General features: G+C 67.8%; 16 protein-coding genes. 7 read left to right on the top strand and 9 right to left on the bottom strand.

Going from position 1 to position 15,480, the window contains the following annotated elements; all coding sequences use genetic code 11:
• Positions 1-51: 51 nt before the first annotated feature.
• Positions 52-480 carry an RNA polymerase-binding protein DksA gene (gene dksA / locus HNQ67_RS02855; protein ID WP_183252759.1) on the bottom strand — a complete coding sequence of 143 codons (429 nt, stop codon included), beginning with the start codon at positions 478-480 and terminating at the stop codon, positions 52-54.
• A 182-nt stretch (positions 481-662) separates the two neighbouring features.
• Positions 663-1,091, bottom strand: coding sequence for a flagellar assembly protein FliX (locus tag HNQ67_RS02860; RefSeq protein ID WP_183252125.1), 429 nt, complete (start codon positions 1,089-1,091; stop codon positions 663-665).
• Positions 1,092-1,274: 183 nt separating this feature from the next.
• Here HNQ67_RS02860 and HNQ67_RS02865 point away from each other — a divergent pair, with 183 nt between their 5' ends.
• The 3 genes from HNQ67_RS02865 to HNQ67_RS02875 are packed head-to-tail and all read left to right on the top strand — an operon-like array spanning position 1,275 to position 3,120.
• Positions 1,275-2,381, top strand: a complete 1,107-nt coding sequence (locus tag HNQ67_RS02865) for a flagellar basal body P-ring protein FlgI (RefSeq protein ID WP_183252127.1) — start codon at positions 1,275-1,277, stop codon at positions 2,379-2,381.
• Positions 2,382-2,383: 2 nt separating this feature from the next.
• On the top strand, positions 2,384-2,680 hold the full coding sequence (locus HNQ67_RS02870; RefSeq protein WP_183252129.1) for a rod-binding protein: 297 nt from the start codon (positions 2,384-2,386) through the stop codon (positions 2,678-2,680).
• Complete coding sequence (locus HNQ67_RS02875) at positions 2,677-3,120, top strand: flagellar basal-body protein FlbY (protein WP_183252131.1); 444 nt, start codon at positions 2,677-2,679, stop codon at positions 3,118-3,120. The genes HNQ67_RS02870 and HNQ67_RS02875 overlap by 4 nt, the downstream gene beginning before the upstream one ends.
• Here HNQ67_RS02875 and HNQ67_RS02880 read toward each other — a convergent pair.
• Entirely contained in the window at positions 3,104-4,729 is a 1,626-nt protein-coding gene (locus HNQ67_RS02880) for an ABC-F family ATP-binding cassette domain-containing protein (RefSeq protein WP_183252133.1), read from the bottom strand. The two genes, HNQ67_RS02875 and HNQ67_RS02880, sit on opposite strands and share 17 nt — an antisense overlap.
• A 233-nt stretch (positions 4,730-4,962) precedes the next feature.
• On the opposite strand from HNQ67_RS02880, the gene HNQ67_RS02885 reads away from it, so the two are divergent.
• Positions 4,963-5,451, top strand: a complete 489-nt coding sequence (locus tag HNQ67_RS02885; protein WP_183252135.1) for a group III truncated hemoglobin — start codon at positions 4,963-4,965, stop codon at positions 5,449-5,451.
• A 157-nt stretch (positions 5,452-5,608) separates the two neighbouring features.
• Positions 5,609-8,512 carry an excinuclease ABC subunit UvrA gene (uvrA, locus tag HNQ67_RS02890; RefSeq protein ID WP_183252137.1) on the top strand — a complete coding sequence of 968 codons (2,904 nt, stop codon included), beginning with the start codon at positions 5,609-5,611 and terminating at the stop codon, positions 8,510-8,512.
• Between the two features lie 12 nt (positions 8,513-8,524).
• Here the strand turns inward: uvrA and HNQ67_RS02895 are convergent, their stop codons facing one another.
• Entirely contained in the window at positions 8,525-9,454 is a 930-nt protein-coding gene (locus tag HNQ67_RS02895; RefSeq protein WP_183252139.1) for a DUF7847 domain-containing protein, read from the bottom strand.
• A 30-nt stretch (positions 9,455-9,484) separates the two neighbouring features.
• Entirely contained in the window at positions 9,485-10,450 is a 966-nt protein-coding gene (locus tag HNQ67_RS02900; RefSeq protein WP_183252141.1) for a hypothetical protein, read from the bottom strand.
• Positions 10,451-10,557: 107 nt separating this feature from the next.
• Between HNQ67_RS02900 and trmFO the strand changes: the two genes are divergently transcribed.
• Both trmFO and HNQ67_RS02910 read left to right on the top strand, forming a co-directional pair.
• Entirely contained in the window at positions 10,558-11,952 is a 1,395-nt protein-coding gene (gene trmFO, locus HNQ67_RS02905; RefSeq protein ID WP_183252142.1) for a methylenetetrahydrofolate--tRNA-(uracil(54)-C(5))-methyltransferase (FADH(2)-oxidizing) TrmFO, read from the top strand.
• Entirely contained in the window at positions 11,952-12,161 is a 210-nt protein-coding gene (locus tag HNQ67_RS02910) for a hypothetical protein (RefSeq protein WP_183252144.1), read from the top strand. Before trmFO ends, HNQ67_RS02910 begins: the two co-directional genes overlap by 1 nt.
• Before the next feature lie 58 nt (positions 12,162-12,219).
• On the opposite strand, the gene HNQ67_RS02915 is transcribed toward HNQ67_RS02910, so the two are convergent.
• The 4 genes from HNQ67_RS02915 to HNQ67_RS02930 all read right to left on the bottom strand — a co-directional run bounded on the left by HNQ67_RS02915 (position 12,220) and on the right by HNQ67_RS02930 (position 15,455).
• Positions 12,220-13,428, bottom strand: coding sequence for an acyl-CoA dehydrogenase family protein (locus tag HNQ67_RS02915; protein ID WP_183252146.1), 1,209 nt, complete (start codon positions 13,426-13,428; stop codon positions 12,220-12,222).
• A gap of 74 nt (positions 13,429-13,502) precedes the next feature.
• A complete protein-coding gene (locus tag HNQ67_RS02920; RefSeq protein ID WP_183252148.1) occupies positions 13,503-13,808 on the bottom strand; it encodes an SCP2 sterol-binding domain-containing protein in 306 nt (101 codons plus the stop codon).
• A 100-nt stretch (positions 13,809-13,908) separates the two neighbouring features.
• Positions 13,909-14,685 (bottom strand): hypothetical protein, encoded by a 777-nt coding sequence (locus tag HNQ67_RS02925; RefSeq protein ID WP_183252150.1) that lies wholly within the window; start codon positions 14,683-14,685, stop codon positions 13,909-13,911.
• Between the two features lie 290 nt (positions 14,686-14,975).
• Positions 14,976-15,455 carry a MarR family winged helix-turn-helix transcriptional regulator gene (locus HNQ67_RS02930; RefSeq protein ID WP_183252152.1) on the bottom strand — a complete coding sequence of 160 codons (480 nt, stop codon included), beginning with the start codon at positions 15,453-15,455 and terminating at the stop codon, positions 14,976-14,978.
• Between the last annotated feature and the right edge of the window lie 25 nt (positions 15,456-15,480).

A 15,480-nucleotide genomic window follows, 5' to 3' on the forward strand; every position in this document is an offset into this window, starting at 1 on the left:
GCGCGGTAGGTCGCGCCCCCACGCGGCCAAGTCAAGGCGCTGCCGATCTCGTCAGTCGTCGCGGTGAACCCGTTCGCGGCGCTCGTGCCGCTCCTGGGCCTCGACCGAGAGGGTCGCCGTGGGGCGGGCTTCGAGGCGGCCGAGACTGATCGGCTCGCCGGTTTCCTCGCAATAGCCGTAGGAGCCGTCCTCGATCCGGCGCAGCGCTTCGTCGATCTTGGAGATCAGCTTGCGCTGGCGGTCGCGGGTCCGCAGCTCCAGGGCGCGGTCGGATTCCGACGACGCCCGGTCGACGAGATCAGGATGATTTTCCGTCTCCGCCTTCAGGTTGACCACGGTACCTTTGGACTCGCGAAGGATTTCGTCCTTCCAGGCCAGAAGCTTGGCCTTAAAGTAGGCCTGCTGCCGCTCACTCATGAACGGCTCGTCCTCGGATGGCCGATACCCGTTCGGCTCAATCGCAGACGCCAATGCGTTCATCGCACTCACGCTCTCAACAGCGCCCCCCTGTGGCGCAGTGCTGCGTATAGGGATGGCGACGAGTCGCGGCAACAACGCTCGCGCGAGCGTGACCGGCGTTGGCGCCCGTTCTACTGGCGAGCGTGACATTTCTTCATCACCCGCCGCTCCACGATCACGCTTTTGCGAAATATTTCACCGACTTATGTTGCAGCGCGGCGAAGATCAGCCTTCGCCAGCTCCACGGCGGCGCGCAAGTCAATCTGGTTCAGCAGGCTGTTCAGGCCGGGATCGGCGTCGGTTGGGCGCTCCTCGCCCAGACCGCGTCCAAGGCGTTCAAGCGCGGCTTCGCCGGCCTCACCCCCCAGCAGAGCCAGCTTCAGCTCTTCCAGCCGGTCCAGCAGGCCATGGCCCCGACGAAGGGCGCGACGGCGACGCTCGGTGACGTCCTCGACACCTTGCAGCGCCATCAGCGCCGAGACTCCCGCCACGCCCGACACGCCAGCAGCGGCCGTCGCCGCGCCCGCCGGCGCCGCGGCGCCGGACGACGGCACCGAGAAGCCGCCGCCTTGCCGGCCGGCAGGCCGCGCGCCGGGCGAGGTGGACGGTCCGGATGGGCCGGTGACCTTCATGGATTGCGACTCCAGAACATGCTCGACCATCGTCGGCGGTCGGTCACTGTTTGGTTAACGGCCCGGCATTTTCTGCCGCATCGCTCAGGCTATGCGGCCAGCTGTTGTATGTTTTTGCAGGCTTTTTGCGCTGGCACGCGACTGGCAGCGTTGTCGGCACAACAGTTTGCGGACACCGTACCGATGCAGAAACTGCTCGCCTCTCTTCTGACCGCCGCCGCCCTGGCCGGATTCGCGGGGCCCGCCGAGGCCCAGTCGCGGATCAAGGACATCGCCGCCATCGAGGGCGTGCGCACCAACCAACTGGTCGGTTACGGCCTGGTGGTCGGGTTGAACGGCACTGGCGACTCGCTGCGCAACTGCCCGTTCACCCGCCAATCGCTGGAAGGCATGACCGAGCGGCTGGGCGTCAACATCCGCGGCTCCAACGCCAACTCCAAGAACATGGCGGCGATCATGGTGACGGCGGAGCTGCCGCCGTTCGCGACGCCCGGGGCCCGGATCGACGTCAGCGTTTCGTCGATGTGCGACGCCAAGAGCCTGCTTGGCGGAACCCTGCTGGTGACCAGCCTCCAAGGCGCCGACGGCGAGGTCTATGCGGTGGCGCAGGGGTCGATCCAGACCGGCGCCGTGTCGGCCTCCGGCGGGTCGGGCTCGTCGGTCACGCGCGGCGTGCCGACGGCGGGCCGCATCGCCTCGGGCGCGACGGTCGAGCGCGAGACCGGTTTCCACCTGGCCAATATGAACGAGGTGCGGCTGACACTGCGCAATCCCGACTTCACCACGGCGCAGCGCGTCGCCGCCGCAATCAACCAAGTCTATCCGAACGCGGCTCTGGCCGAGAACGGCACCGTCATCGCCCTGCGCTCGCCCGGTCAGATGGGGATGGCCGGCTTCATCAGCCAGGTCGAGAACCTGCCGGTCACCGTCGACTCGCCCGCCAAGGTGATCATCGATGAGGTCAACGGCGTCATCGTCATGGGCGACGCAGTGCGCGTCTCCACCGTCGCCATCGCCCAAGGCAATCTGACCGTCTCCATCCAGGAGATGCCCTATGTCAGCCAGCCGGAGCCGTTCAGCCGCGGCGGACAGACGGTCGTCGTCCCTGACTCCGACGTCTCTGTCGAGGAAGAACTCGGTCGCCAGATGCGCATCGTCGGCGGCGGCGCGTCGCTTACTGACCTCGTCAATGGACTGAACGCCCTCGGCGTCAGCCCGCGCGACATGATCAGCATCCTGCAGGCCATCAAGGCGGCTGGCGCGCTGCAGGCCGACATCGAGGTGATGTGAGCATGACCGACCTGGCCGTCTCCCCTTCCCTGCTGCAGCCGACGCCGGCCGCACCCGTGGTCACCACCCGAATGCGCGAAACCGCCGAGGCGTTCGAGGCCTCCTTCATGGCCCAGATGCTGAAGCCGATGTTCGAGGGCCTTTCGACCGACGGCCCCTTCGGTGGCGGCGAGGCCGAGGGCACCTGGCGGGGTTTCATGATCGAGGCCATGGCCAAACAGACCGTCAGGGCCGGCGGGATCGGCCTGGCCGATCAGGTCGTCGCCCAGATGCTGAAGATGCAGGAGCAAGACCAGTGACCGGAACCGCCGAACTCAACGCCACGGCTCGCGTGCGCCAGCTGATCGACCTGACCGAGCGGCTGACCGCCAGCCTCGGCGCCGAAGCCGAGGCCTTCGAGGCGCACCGGCCGCAGGACGCAGCCGCATGCCTCGCCGGGACCCAGGACCTGGCCAACGCCTATCGCCGGGAGTCGGCCCAGGTGAAGGCCCATCCGGCTGTGCTGGCCGCCGCTCCGGTCGGCGAGCGCAAAGCCCTGATCAAGGCCACCGAAGCTTTTGAGGTGGTGCTGAGCCGCCACTCGCGCGCTATCGAGGCGGCGCGGATCATCTCCGAGGGACTGGTCAAGACCATCGCCGCCGAGGTCGCCGCCCAGCGCGGAAGCCCCTCGGCTTACGGCTCCACCGGCCAGGCCAACACTGGCGACGGCCGCGCCGTGGCCCTCAACCGCACCGCCTGAGTTCGACCGTCCGGTCGACGCAGACGGCGGCGAGGAAGTCCGGATCGTGACTGACCGCGACCATCGCCCCGTCCCAGGCGATCAGGGCCGCCTCGACCGCCGCGATGGAGTCGAGATCGAGGTGATTGGTCGGCTCGTCGAGGATCAGCAGCTGCGGCGGGCGGGCGCCGGCCATGACGCAGGCCAGGCCAGCGCGCAGCCGTTCGCCGCCGGACAGGGTTCCGACGATCCGGTGCGCCGCCGCATTGCGAAACAGGAAGCGCGCCAGGGCGGCGTGCGCCGCGTTCGCCGTGGTCCCCGGGTTCAGGCGACGGTAGACCTCCATCAGGGTTTCATCGGGCTTGAGGAGCGCGGTTTCCTGATCCAGGAGGACCGCCGCGCCGGAACGCTCGACCCGGCCTGCCGTCGGCTCCAGCGGGCCTGCGATCAGCTTCAGCAAGGTTGACTTGCCGACGCCGTTGGGGCCCGTGACGGCCACCCGTTCCGGGCCGGTGATGCGCAGCGAGATCGGGCGGAACACGCGACGCCCGTCCGGCGTGTGCCACGTCGCGTCCTCCAGTGTCAGCACCGTCTTTCCGGCAGCGAGCCTTGAGGACGGAATGGGGATGGTCATGGCGCGCACCCGTTCGAGCCGTGACCGGGCCTCGTTGAGCGCGACTTCGGCGGCCTCGGCCCGGCGGCGGGCGAGCAGACGCTCACGGTTTCCCGAGTTCTCGGCGCGTTCGGCCATGGCGCCGAGCAGAATCTTCGGTTCGGACTTCTTCGCCGCGAAGGCCCGGCCGGCCTTGTCGCGGCGGGCCTTCTTCTCCAGCGACGTCTGGCTTTCGCGCGCCACCTGGGCCGCGCTTCTCTCGGCGACTTCCACATCGCGTTCGGCCGCGACGCGCTCAGCCGCCTTGCGCTCGGCGTACAGGTCGTAGTTCCCGCCGTAGACGGCGACCCCAAGGCCCGACAACTCTACGATCCGGTCCATCCGTCGCAACAGGGCGCGGTCGTGGCTGACCACGACCGCCCCGCCCTTCCAGCGGGCCAGCAGATCGGCGACGGCGTCGCGGCCGGCCTTGTCGAGATGGTTGGTGGGTTCGTCGAGCACCAGCAGGTCTGGCGCTTGCAGCAACAGGGCCGCAAGGCGCGCCCGCGTCTGCTCTCCGCCGCTCAGGGTCGCCGCCGGGCGGTCGAGGTCGAGGCCGGGGAGGCCGACATCCGCGAGGGCGGCCTGGATGCGGTCGTCCAGCGTCCAGTCGGCCACCGCCAGATCATCCGCCGCGCCTTCGCCCGCCAGAACCCGGCGCACCACGGCCATGGCCGGGCCGACGCCGAGCAGGTCCAGCACCGTCTCGCCGGTCCGGGGCTCGCGCCGCTGTTCCAGCCAGCCGACCTTGCCGGCGCGCGAGACAACGCCCTCCGCGGGGTCGGCGAGGCCCGTGACGAGGCGCAGCAGGGTGGTCTTGCCGACGCCGTTGCGGCCGATAAGGCCCGTGCGCTCGCGCCCGAAGGCGAGGCTCAGGTCAAAAAATAGGGTGTGGCCGTCAGGCGTGCGGGCCGCGACGCGATCGAGCGTCACGAGTGCGTATGCGGACGGGCCGGGGACGAGGTTGGGTAAGGACATGGACAAACGCGAGCAGCGAGGCGGAAAGGGCGAAACCAATTCCCAGTGCGCTGATCATGTTCGTCGGGCCTCCAGTGAACTCACTCGAACCAACAGGATGGTTGCGCGGACCAGAATTCGCAAGCGATTTCGGCGAACCCCGCTGCTGACAAGGCCGTGAGAAGACCCAGTTGCACCGGCCTGCGACGCCGCGCCGACTGGCTTCGGCGCCCGGTCCGCCCTAGATGGCGGCCATGAGCCATGCCGCCGACACCGAGGACGCCGCAACCCGCCGCGCGGCGGTCGTCGACCAGATCCGGGCCGACACCGGCATCGACGAAGCGATGATCGGCCGGCTGGTCGATGGCTTCTACGAGCGGGTTCGTGGCGATCAGTTAATTGGCCCAGTCTTCCACGAGCGTATTGACGACTGGGGACCTCACCTCGAACAGATGAAGCTGTTCTGGTCATCCGTGGCGCTGATGAGCGGCGCCTATCACGGTCGTCCGATGCCGAAGCACCTGCCCTTACCCGTCGACGCCCGCCATTTCGACCGCTGGCTGGAGCTCTTCGAGACGACGGCGCGGGAGCTGTGTCCCCCCGTGGCCGCCGACCACTTCATCGAACGCGCCCGCCGCATCGCCGAGAGCCTGGAGCTGGGCATCGCCGGCGCCAACGGCGTCCTGTTGCGGAAGGGTGAGCGCTATGTGCAGTCGCAAGACGCGTGGACGCCGCCCAGTTGAGCGGCCCAAGCACCGCCGTCTCCTGCCAAAATGGTGTCAGCAGACGGCGACCGAACCGCGCGCGTTCCCATAATGTTCTTGCTGAAAGCGTCGAATTGATCCCCATATAGCGTCGTCGCGCCGGACCTCGTCCGGCCCTCCCGCGTTCCCGGATTCCATGACCGAAAAGCACAACTTCATCCGCGTGCGCGGCGCGCGGGAGCACAATCTCAAGGGCGTTGACATCGACATCCCGCGCGAGAAGCTGGTGGTGATGACCGGCCTGTCGGGCTCGGGGAAGAGCTCGCTGGCCTTCGACACCATCTACGCCGAGGGCCAGCGCCGCTATGTCGAGAGCCTGAGCGCCTACGCCCGCCAGTTCCTCGAGCTGATGGGCAAGCCGGACGTGGACCTGATCGAGGGCCTGTCGCCGGCCATCTCGATCGAGCAGAAGACCACCTCGAAGAACCCGCGCTCGACCGTCGGCACGGTGACCGAGATCCACGACTATATGCGCCTGCTGTGGGCGCGGGTGGGGGTGCCCTATTCGCCGGCCACCGGCCTGCCGATCGAGAGCCAGACCATCTCGATGATGGTCGACAAGCTGACCGCCCTGCCCGAGGGCGAGCGCCTGCTGCTGCTGGCTCCCGTGGTTCGCGGCCGCAAGGGCGAGTACCGCAAGGAGATCGCCGAGTGGCAGCGCTCGGGCTTCCAGCGGCTCAAGGTCGACGGCCAGTTCTACGCCATCGAAGACGCGCCCACGCTGGACAAGAAGTTCAAACACGACATCGACATCGTCGTGGACCGGATCGTCACCAAGCCGGGCCTGGAAGGCCGCTACGCTGACAGCCTGCAGACCGCCCTGGGTCTGGCCGATGGCATCGCGGTGGCGGAGTGGGCCAATGCGCCCGAGGGCGAGGAGCCCCGGCGGATCACCTTCTCGGAAAAATTCGCCTGCCCGGTCTCCGGCTTCACCATCAGCGAGATCGAGCCGCGGCTGTTCTCCTTCAACAACCCGTTCGGGGCCTGCCCGACCTGTGACGGGTTGGGGGTCAAGCTGGCCTTCGACGCCGACCTGGTGGTGCCTGATCGCGACAAGGCCCTGCACAAGGGGGCGGTGGCGCCGTGGTCGCGCGGCCCGTCGCCGCTCTACACCCAGACGCTGCAGTCCCTCAGCCGCCATTACGGCTTCTCGATGGACAAGCCGTGGCGCGACCTGCCGGAGAAGGCGCAGGCCGTGATCCTGCACGGCTCGGGCGGGGAGAAGATCAAATTCACCTACGACGACAACGCCCGCACCTATGAGACGACCAAGGCGTTCGAGGGCGTCCTGCCGAACCTCGAGCGCCGCTGGCGCGAGACCGACAGCGCCTGGGTGCGCGAGGAGCTGGGCCGGTTCCAGTCGGAGACGCCGTGCGAAGCCTGCGGCGGCAAACGTCTCAAGCCCGAGGCCCTGGCGGTCAAGATCGCCGGGACGGACATCGCTGAGGTGTCGTGGCTGTCGATCAAGCACGCCCACGAATGGTTCACCGACCTCGACGGCAAGCTGACCGACAAGCAGATGGAGATCGCGCGGCGGATCCTGAAGGAGATCACCGACCGGCTGCGCTTCCTCAACAATGTCGGCCTGGACTATCTGAACCTGTCGCGCGCCTCGGGCACATTGTCGGGCGGCGAGAGCCAACGCATCCGGCTGGCCTCACAGATCGGCTCGGGCCTGACGGGCGTGCTCTATGTGCTGGACGAGCCGTCCATCGGCCTTCACCAGCGCGACAACTCCCGGCTGCTGGAAAGCCTGCGTGGCCTGCGCGACCTCGGCAATTCCGTCCTCGTGGTCGAGCACGATGAGGAGGCCATCCTGACCGCTGACTATGTCATCGACATGGGCCCGGCCGCCGGCGTCCACGGCGGCGAGGTCTGCGCCCAGGGCACGCCCGCCGAGGTCATGGCCGACGCCAAATCCCTGACCGCCAAATACCTGACCGGGGAACGGGAGATCGAACTACCGCCCGAGGGCCGGCGACCGGTCGACCGCAAGCGGATGCTCCGGGTGTCGGGCGCCACTGGCAACAATCTCAAGAACGTCACCGGCGAAATCCCCGGCGGTCTGTTCACCTGCATCACCGGTGTGTCCGGCGGCGGCAAGTCGACCTTCACCATCGAGACCCTCTACAAGGCCGCCGCGCGCCGACTGCACAACGCTTCCGACGCCCCCGCTCCCTTCGACCGGATCGAGGGACTGGAGCTGTTCGACAAGGTCATCGACATCGACCAGTCGCCCATCGGCCGCACCCCGCGCTCCAATCCGGCGACCTACACCGGCGCCTTCGGCCCGATCCGCGACTGGTACGCCGGCCTGCCCGAGTCGAAGGCGCGCGGCTATGGTCCCGGCCGGTTCAGCTTCAACGTCAAGGGCGGGCGCTGCGAGGCCTGTCAGGGCGACGGCCTGATCAAGATCGAGATGCATTTCCTGCCCGACGTCTACGTCACCTGCGACGTCTGCAAGGGCAAACGCTACAACCGCGAAACCCTGGAAATTGTTTTCAAGGGAAAGAGCATATCCGACGTTCTGGATATGACGGTTGAAGAGGCCGGAAGCTTCTTCAAGGCCGTGCCCTCGATCCGCGACCGGATGTTGACCCTCAATCGCGTCGGCCTCGGCTACATCAAGGTCGGCCAGTCCGCCACCACCCTGTCAGGCGGCGAGGCCCAGCGGGTCAAACTGTCGAAGGAGCTGTCGAAACGGGCCACCGGCAAGACCCTCTACATCCTCGACGAGCCGACCACGGGCCTGCATTTCGAGGACATCCGCAAACTGCTCGAGGTACTCCAGGAACTGGTCGAGAACGGCAACACCATCGTCGTCATCGAGCACAATCTGGATGTCATCAAGGTCGCCGACTGGCTGCTCGACTTCGGCCCCGAGGGCGGCGACGGCGGCGGCGAGATCGTCGCGGTCGGCACCCCTGAACAGGTCGCCGCCAACCCCAAGAGCTGGACCGGCAAATACCTCAAGGAGGTGCTCGACCGGCACGAGACCCGCCGCAAGGCCCGGGTGGCGGCGCTGAAGAAGCGGGCCTGAGGCGCTCTCGTCTCAGGCGGTCGGGGTCTCCGCGCCCAGTCCCTTGATGTCGCGATAGGCGGCGGCGAAGGGCGCGTACATCACCCCGACCGTCAGGGCGTAGACCACCGCTTCGGCGACGGCGCTGGCGATGATCCACGGGTTGGTCACGTCAAGGGCCGCAGCCACTGCCTCGGCGTCGCCGCCCGAACCGATGGACCATATCTCGCCTCCGGCCATCATCGCGAGGGGCAGGGTGACGACCCAGGACAGCATGCTGATCACGAGCACCATGGCCAAGGCGATTACAGCCATGCCGAGCAGGGACCAGAACCGTCCGCGCGTCACCGCGAACGAGTCGAAGAAGGCGAAGCGGTTTTCGGCCACTGTGATCGGCACCGCCAGGCTCAGGCGGACGGCGAGCCAGACAAGCCCGGCGACGCCGGCGAGGCCGGCCAGAACCACGAACAACCACAACCAGTTGGCGCCGGCGGCGCTGGCGATGCCCGCCAGCGTGCCGACCACGACGGCAACGGCGATCCAGGCGCAGAAGATTACGATGCCGAGCACGAGGGTGACGACGAACACGCGAAGTTCGTCCATGCCGAGCCGAAGATAGCCGAACCCCGTGGCGCGTGGGTTCAGCACCCCCCGCGCGACCGCCGCCATCAGCATGGCCGTGACGATCAGCGTGATCGGCAGCAGCCAGGCCATGCCCAGCATCACCTGTCCGAAGCCCTGAAACGCCTCCAGAACCTGTTCCGGGGTCGCCTTGGGGGACTGGGCTTCCAACGCCTCCATCCGCTCCGCCCATTCGGTCATCGGGCCGATCATGGTCGACATGGCGAACAGGTTGCCCACGCTCACGATGGCGTAAAGAACCGCCCAGGCGACAAGCGCCATCGGATTGCGCCTGACGAGCCGAAAGCCCTCAAACGCCGCGTCGCTGCCGGAAAACGCCATGGTCCCCTCCTATGCGTATTCGCCCGGAACCTAGTGGTCGATCAGGGCCGTGTCAGCGGAAATCGCGCTGTTCGGCGTTACGTCGGGCGCGAGATCGAGCACCGCCCGGGCGAAGGGGGCGGCGCCCAATAACTGGCAGAAGCCGTGAACCCAGGCGACGGGCAGCAGCAGCAAGATCCCGCCGCCGATCAACAGCAAGGGCCGCCCCTGCAGCCCCTCGAACCAGGCCTGCACGGCCTCGGGCTCGGGCTCCATCGCCGCCATGCCGCCGCCCACGAACATCGCGGCCACGAGGATGACGGTGAACAGGACAGCGCAGAGCACGAGGGCGACAAAGAACATCACGATCATCAGCGCCAGAAGACGCCACGTCTGGCCGCGGCCCAGCTTCCAGCCTTCGACGAAGGCGAATGTGTTGTAGCGGAGACAGGCAGGCGCAAGCAGGGCAAGCCGCCCCCAGAGGGCAAGAAAGCCGACCGCCAACCCGATCCCCATGCCGAAATAGATGAGGCTCCGCCACGGCTCGGGCGTCCCCCCCAGGGCCAGGCCGATCGCCACCGCCAGCAGAACAGCCGCGACCACGGTGATCACCATGCCGATCCCCACCGTCACCCCGATTACGGCGACATAGAGCTCCTGCATGCCGATGCGGAGGTGAGCGGCGCTGTCCCCGCGCCGGCTCGCGAAGACGGCCCGAATGATGGCGGTGGTCACCAGAAGGACCGCGAACAGCTGGGCGATGTTGGCCAGTTGGCTCCAGATCTGGAACTGCATCATCGCGGCGAAATCGTCGTCGAACGGCGAGACGTGGTCCGGGCCCGGTCCGTTTTCGAACGCGCCCGACGCCATAAGCTCCGTCAACATTGGAATGATGGCGGCGAAGGCGAGCGCCGTCGGCGCCAGCAGCACCAGCCCCCAGATCATCGTGGCCATTGGGCGCCGCACCGCCTGCCGGAACGGCTCGGCGACAGCTTGAGAAATCGAAAATGTCTTCATACCGCGCCCTCCCCGGCGGCCTTCTATTAACCACAGCCAAGCTTGAGGCCCAAGCCAGATCGAATTCCGAGGCTGACGCGGACCGTCCGCATGACTAGAAAGCCGCGATGAACGCCTCCACCTCCCCCACCCCCGTCCACGTCATCGGCGGCGGCCTCGCCGGCTCCGAGGCCGCCTGGCAGATCGCCCACGCCGGCGTGCCGGTCGTCCTGCACGAGATGCGCGGCGTGCCCGGCGTGAAGACCGACGCCCACCACACCGACGGCCTCGCCGAACTGGTCTGCTCCAACTCGTTCCGCTCGGACGACTGGGAGTACAACGCCGTCGGCCTGCTGCACGCCGAGATGCGGGCGCTGAACTCGGTGATCATGGCCTGCGGCGACGCCAATATGGTGCCGGCCGGCGGGGCGCTGGCGGTCGATCGCGACGGCTTCTCGCAGGCGGTGACCGCGAAGCTGGAGGCCCACCCGCTGGTCACCGTCATGCGCGAGGAGATCGCCGGCCTGCCCCCCGAAGACTGGGACAACGTCATCGTCGCCACCGGCCCGCTGACCTCGCCCGCCCTCGCAGACGCCATTCTGAAGGCTACCGGCGAGGAGAGCCTGAGCTTCTTCGACGCCATCGCGCCCATCGTCCATGCCGATTCGATCGACTTCGACATCGCCTGGCGCCAGTCGCGCTACGACAAGGAAGGGCCGGGCGGAGACGCGGCCGCCTACGTCAACTGTCCGATGGACAAGGCGCAGTACGAGGCCTTCATCGACGCCCTGCTGGCTGGACCGAAGGCGGAGTTCAAGGACTGGGAGAACGTCCCCTATTTCGACGGCTGCCTGCCGATCGAGGTGATGGCCGAGCGCGGCCGCGAGACCCTGCGCCACGGCCCGATGAAGCCGGTTGGCCTGACCAATCCGCGCGACCCGCAGGTCAAGGCCCACGCCATCGTCCAGCTGCGTCAGGACAATGCGCTCGGCACCCTGTTCAACATGGTCGGCTTCCAGACCAAGCTGAAACACGGGGCCCAGGCCGAGGTGTTCCGCATGATTCCGGGTCTGCAGAAAGCCCAGTTCGCACGGCTCGGCGGCCTGCACCGCAACACCTTCCTCAACTCGCCGAAACTGCTGGACCGCCAGTTGCGCCTGAAGGCCATGCCGCGGCTGCGCTTCGCTGGCCAGATCACCGGCGTCGAGGGCTATATCGAGAGCGCCGCCATGGGTCTGCTGACCGGCCGACTGGCGGCGGCCCAGACCCTGGGCCGCAACCTGTCGCCGCCCCCGCCCGAGACGGCCATCGGGGCGCTGGTCGAACACATCACCGGCGGCCATCTGGAAGGCTCGAAATTCCAGCCGATGAACATCAACTACGGCCTGCTGCCGCCGCTGGAGGCGCCGAAGGTGGACGCCGAGGGCAAGAAGATTCCGCCCAAGGATCGCGGGCGGGCAAAAAAGCGGCTGATGAGCGTGCGGGCGCTGGAGGCGCTGAAGGCGTGGCGGGACGCGAGCTGATGACGGTCGCTGAGAACGGGACGGACCTCGCCCGGTTGGCCGCCCGTCGGGTCACCCTGATCTACCGCCTCGACCTGATCGCGAAGGGCGCCCAACTCAGCTACGAGGACGGTACGCTGGTCGACATGGCCTCCGAACAGACCCGGCTCGAGGATGAGGTCGCCCGCTTGGATCGCCTTATCGAAGCACTGGAGCGCCTTGCCGACTGAACCCGTCCACGAGGGGCCGCCGGGTCGCCCGGGCCCATCCGACGATGGCGACCCGCTACTAGCCGCCCCGCCCCCCATGCTTGGCGTACTCCAGCCGGGCGACGGTGCGGTTATGGACCTCGTCAGGGCCGTCGGCGATGCGCAGGGTACGGACCATGGCGTACATCTCGGCCAAGGGCGTGTCGGCCGAGACGCCGGCCCCGCCATGGGCCTGGATGGCGTCGTCGATGATCTGCAGCGCCATGCGCGGCGCCGCGACCTTGATCTGGGCGATCTCGGACCTGGCGTTCCTGGCGCCGCCGTTGTCCATCATCCACGCGGCCTTGAGCACCAGCAGGCGGCACATCTCGATCTGGGTGCGGGCCTCGCCGACGCGTTGTTCCCAGACCGAATGCTCGGCCAGGGTCTTGCGGAAGGCGGTGCGGCTGAGCAGGCGGGCGGTCATCAGTTCGAGCGCCCGTTCGGCCATGCCGATGACGCGCATGCAGTGGTGGATGCGGCCCGGCCCGAGGCGGCCCTGGGCGATCTCGAAGCCCCGGCCCTCGCCGGCGATCAGGTTCTCCACCGGGACCCGGACATTCTCCAGAACCACCTCGGCGTGGCCGATCGGCAGTTCGTCATAACCGAACACCGTCAGCATCCGCTCGACGCGGAAGCCCGGCGCGTCGACCGGGACGATGATCTGGGACTGCTGGGCGTGGGTGGCGGCATCAGTGTCGGTCTTGCCCATGACTATGGTCACGGCGACGTTCGGGTGGGCCATGTTGGTCGACCACCATTTTCGACCGTTGATCACATAGTGGTCGCCGTCACGGACGATGCGGGTCTGGATGTTGGTGGCGTCGGACGAGGCGACCTCGGGCTCGGTCATCAGGAAGGCCGAACGAATTTCACCGGCCATCAGGGGCTTCAGCCAGCGGTCCTGCTGCGCCGCGTTCCCGTACATATGGAGCACTTCCATATTGCCGGTGTCGGGAGCGTTGCAGTTGAACACCTCGGCCGACCACAGATGCCGGCCCATAAGCTCGGCCAGCGGGGCGTATTCGAGGTTGGTCAGACCGGCGCCGTGATCACCGGGCAGGAACATGTTCCACAGGCCCGCCTCGCGCGCCTCGGCCTTCATCGTCTCCATGACCGGGGGTTGGCGGGACGGATTTGCGCGGACCTGCGCCCGGTAGTCCGCTTCGCGCGGCAGAACCTTGTCCTCCATGAAACGGCGGACGCGATCCTGCCAATGCAGGGCCTTTTCGCTGAGGCGGAAATCCATGGTGATGCTCCGATGCGAAAACGGCGCGACCCCGTCGGAGCCGCGCCGCTGAAATCAGTCCGTCGCCGCCCGCCTCAGCGCTTCAGCAGCGGGGCCAGTTTCTGGGCGATCATCATGTCGCCGGCGATCTTCAGCTTGCCCTGCATGAAGGCCATCATCGGATCGAGCTGACCGTTCGACAGGGCCATGAAGTCATCCCAAGACATGGAGACGGTGGCGTCGGCCGGCTTGTCCTCATTAGTCACGGTGTTCGGAACCGAGGCGCCGTCGATGTAGATTTTACCGGCGTCGCCCAGATCGATCTTCACGGTCTTGCCCAGACCGGAGTTGTCGCCGACGGCGCCGCGGATGTGTTCGGTGACTTGGGCCAGATCGGCCATGGTGCGTCTCCTGACGAGGTTGAACCTCCGACCTAGACCGGGCCGCGAGGCCTGCCAAGATCACCCCGGGTCAAGTTCTCGTTCGGGCGCCGCCCTGGGGTCAGTCCGACCATCCGTAATAGGGCCGCGGTCCACTGTCCGGCGGGGGCGGAGGCGACAGGTGGCGCGACGGCTCCTGGGCGCGCTCCGGACGCGGCTCGCGGAAGTCCGGCGGCGGGAGGGGCCTGCGGGGCTCGCGCCATTCCCGGTCCGGAGGAACCATCCGCCAATGGGGGCCGCCGCGCGCTTCTCGGCTCGCAAAGACCCGGCGCTCGTCCTCCCGGGCGCGATCATGACGATAGCGCTCGGCGGCGCGGCGTTCACGGGCGCGGGCTTCCCGGGCGTCCCGCTCCATGGCGTCCAGACGGGCGCGCCGGGCCTCTCGCTCGGCCTGAAAATCGCGCTGCGGCGCATCGAAGCCAAACCAGCGCTGCACCGTCCGCACCGCTGAAGTCCGTTCGGTTTCGGGCGCCGGCTCGTAGTCGCGTGCCTCGGACACACGCCGGGTCTCGCGGCGCGGCCTTGAGACCTCATCAAGGTCGTCCCAGCCATCGTCGTACGACCAGGCCACGTCGGTCAGGGGCGGAAGGGGCGGCGGCAAACCCTGGAAGCCGTCGACCAGTTCACCGACCTCCATCACCGAACCGGGGACGAGGTCGGGTTCGACCGGCGGCACGATCTCGATCCGCAGGCGGTCGCTGTCGCTTACCGGGCGCGGCCCCGGTAGCTCGACGGCGCGTAGACCGACGAGACCGAAGGCAGCCGCCGCGAGGACAGACAGCGCGACAACGTGGCCCGTCCGCATACGGGAGGCGGCTCCGCGGAAGACGGTGGACACGCGTTCGATGTAGGGCCGGAGCGATGACATGGCGGGCGCCTGATAACTGCTATGTCTGCAACCCCCTGGCGGCGGTCCGGTTTCAGAACGGGGGTTTACGGTCGATGCAAATGCGACTGCGATTGACCCCGACTGGCGCCCCGGCGAGAGGCGCGCCCGCGCCACCCTCGTTTAATCCACCGCCGCGGCCCGCCGTCTGCTCTTCGTCTCAACCGCCAGCTTCATGATCGCACCAATGCAGCCGCACGCTGGCTGCGTCGGCGACTGGCTCTGTCAAGGGGTGGCGGTGCTCAAGTCTCGCCCACGTCGTTGTCAAGGCGCTTCCCGGCGATCAGATCAGCGAACATCGACATAGCGCCGGCCATAGTCTTCTGACGTTCGGGCGCCAGGGCGGACCACCGCGACAGGGCCTCGGCGCCCATCAGGCCGGGCGCGTCGGTCAACGCCGCGCAGCCGAAGTCGGTGAGCCGGGCGTGCACCACCCGGCGGTCGGTCTCGGAGCGATAGCGGACGATCAGGCCCTTGGCCTCCAACCGGTCCAGCACCGCGACCACCGTCGGCGAGGACATCGACACGTCGCGGGAGATAGCGCTGGTGCTGACCTCCCCGAGGGCGCGGATTGACTGCAGGACCAGCAACTGCGGCAGGGTCAGGCCGGTCAGGCTTGATATCTCGCGCGAGCGGACGTCAATCGCCTGGGCGATCCTACGCACCGACCGCACGAGAGAGGCCGTGGGATCGCTGTCAACGGGAACGGAAAGCTCGGCCATCGGGTTGAACTCGTTAGTGCACTAA

It is taken from the genome of Brevundimonas basaltis (assembly GCF_014202075.1).
GTDB lineage: Bacteria > Pseudomonadota > Alphaproteobacteria > Caulobacterales > Caulobacteraceae > Brevundimonas > Brevundimonas basaltis.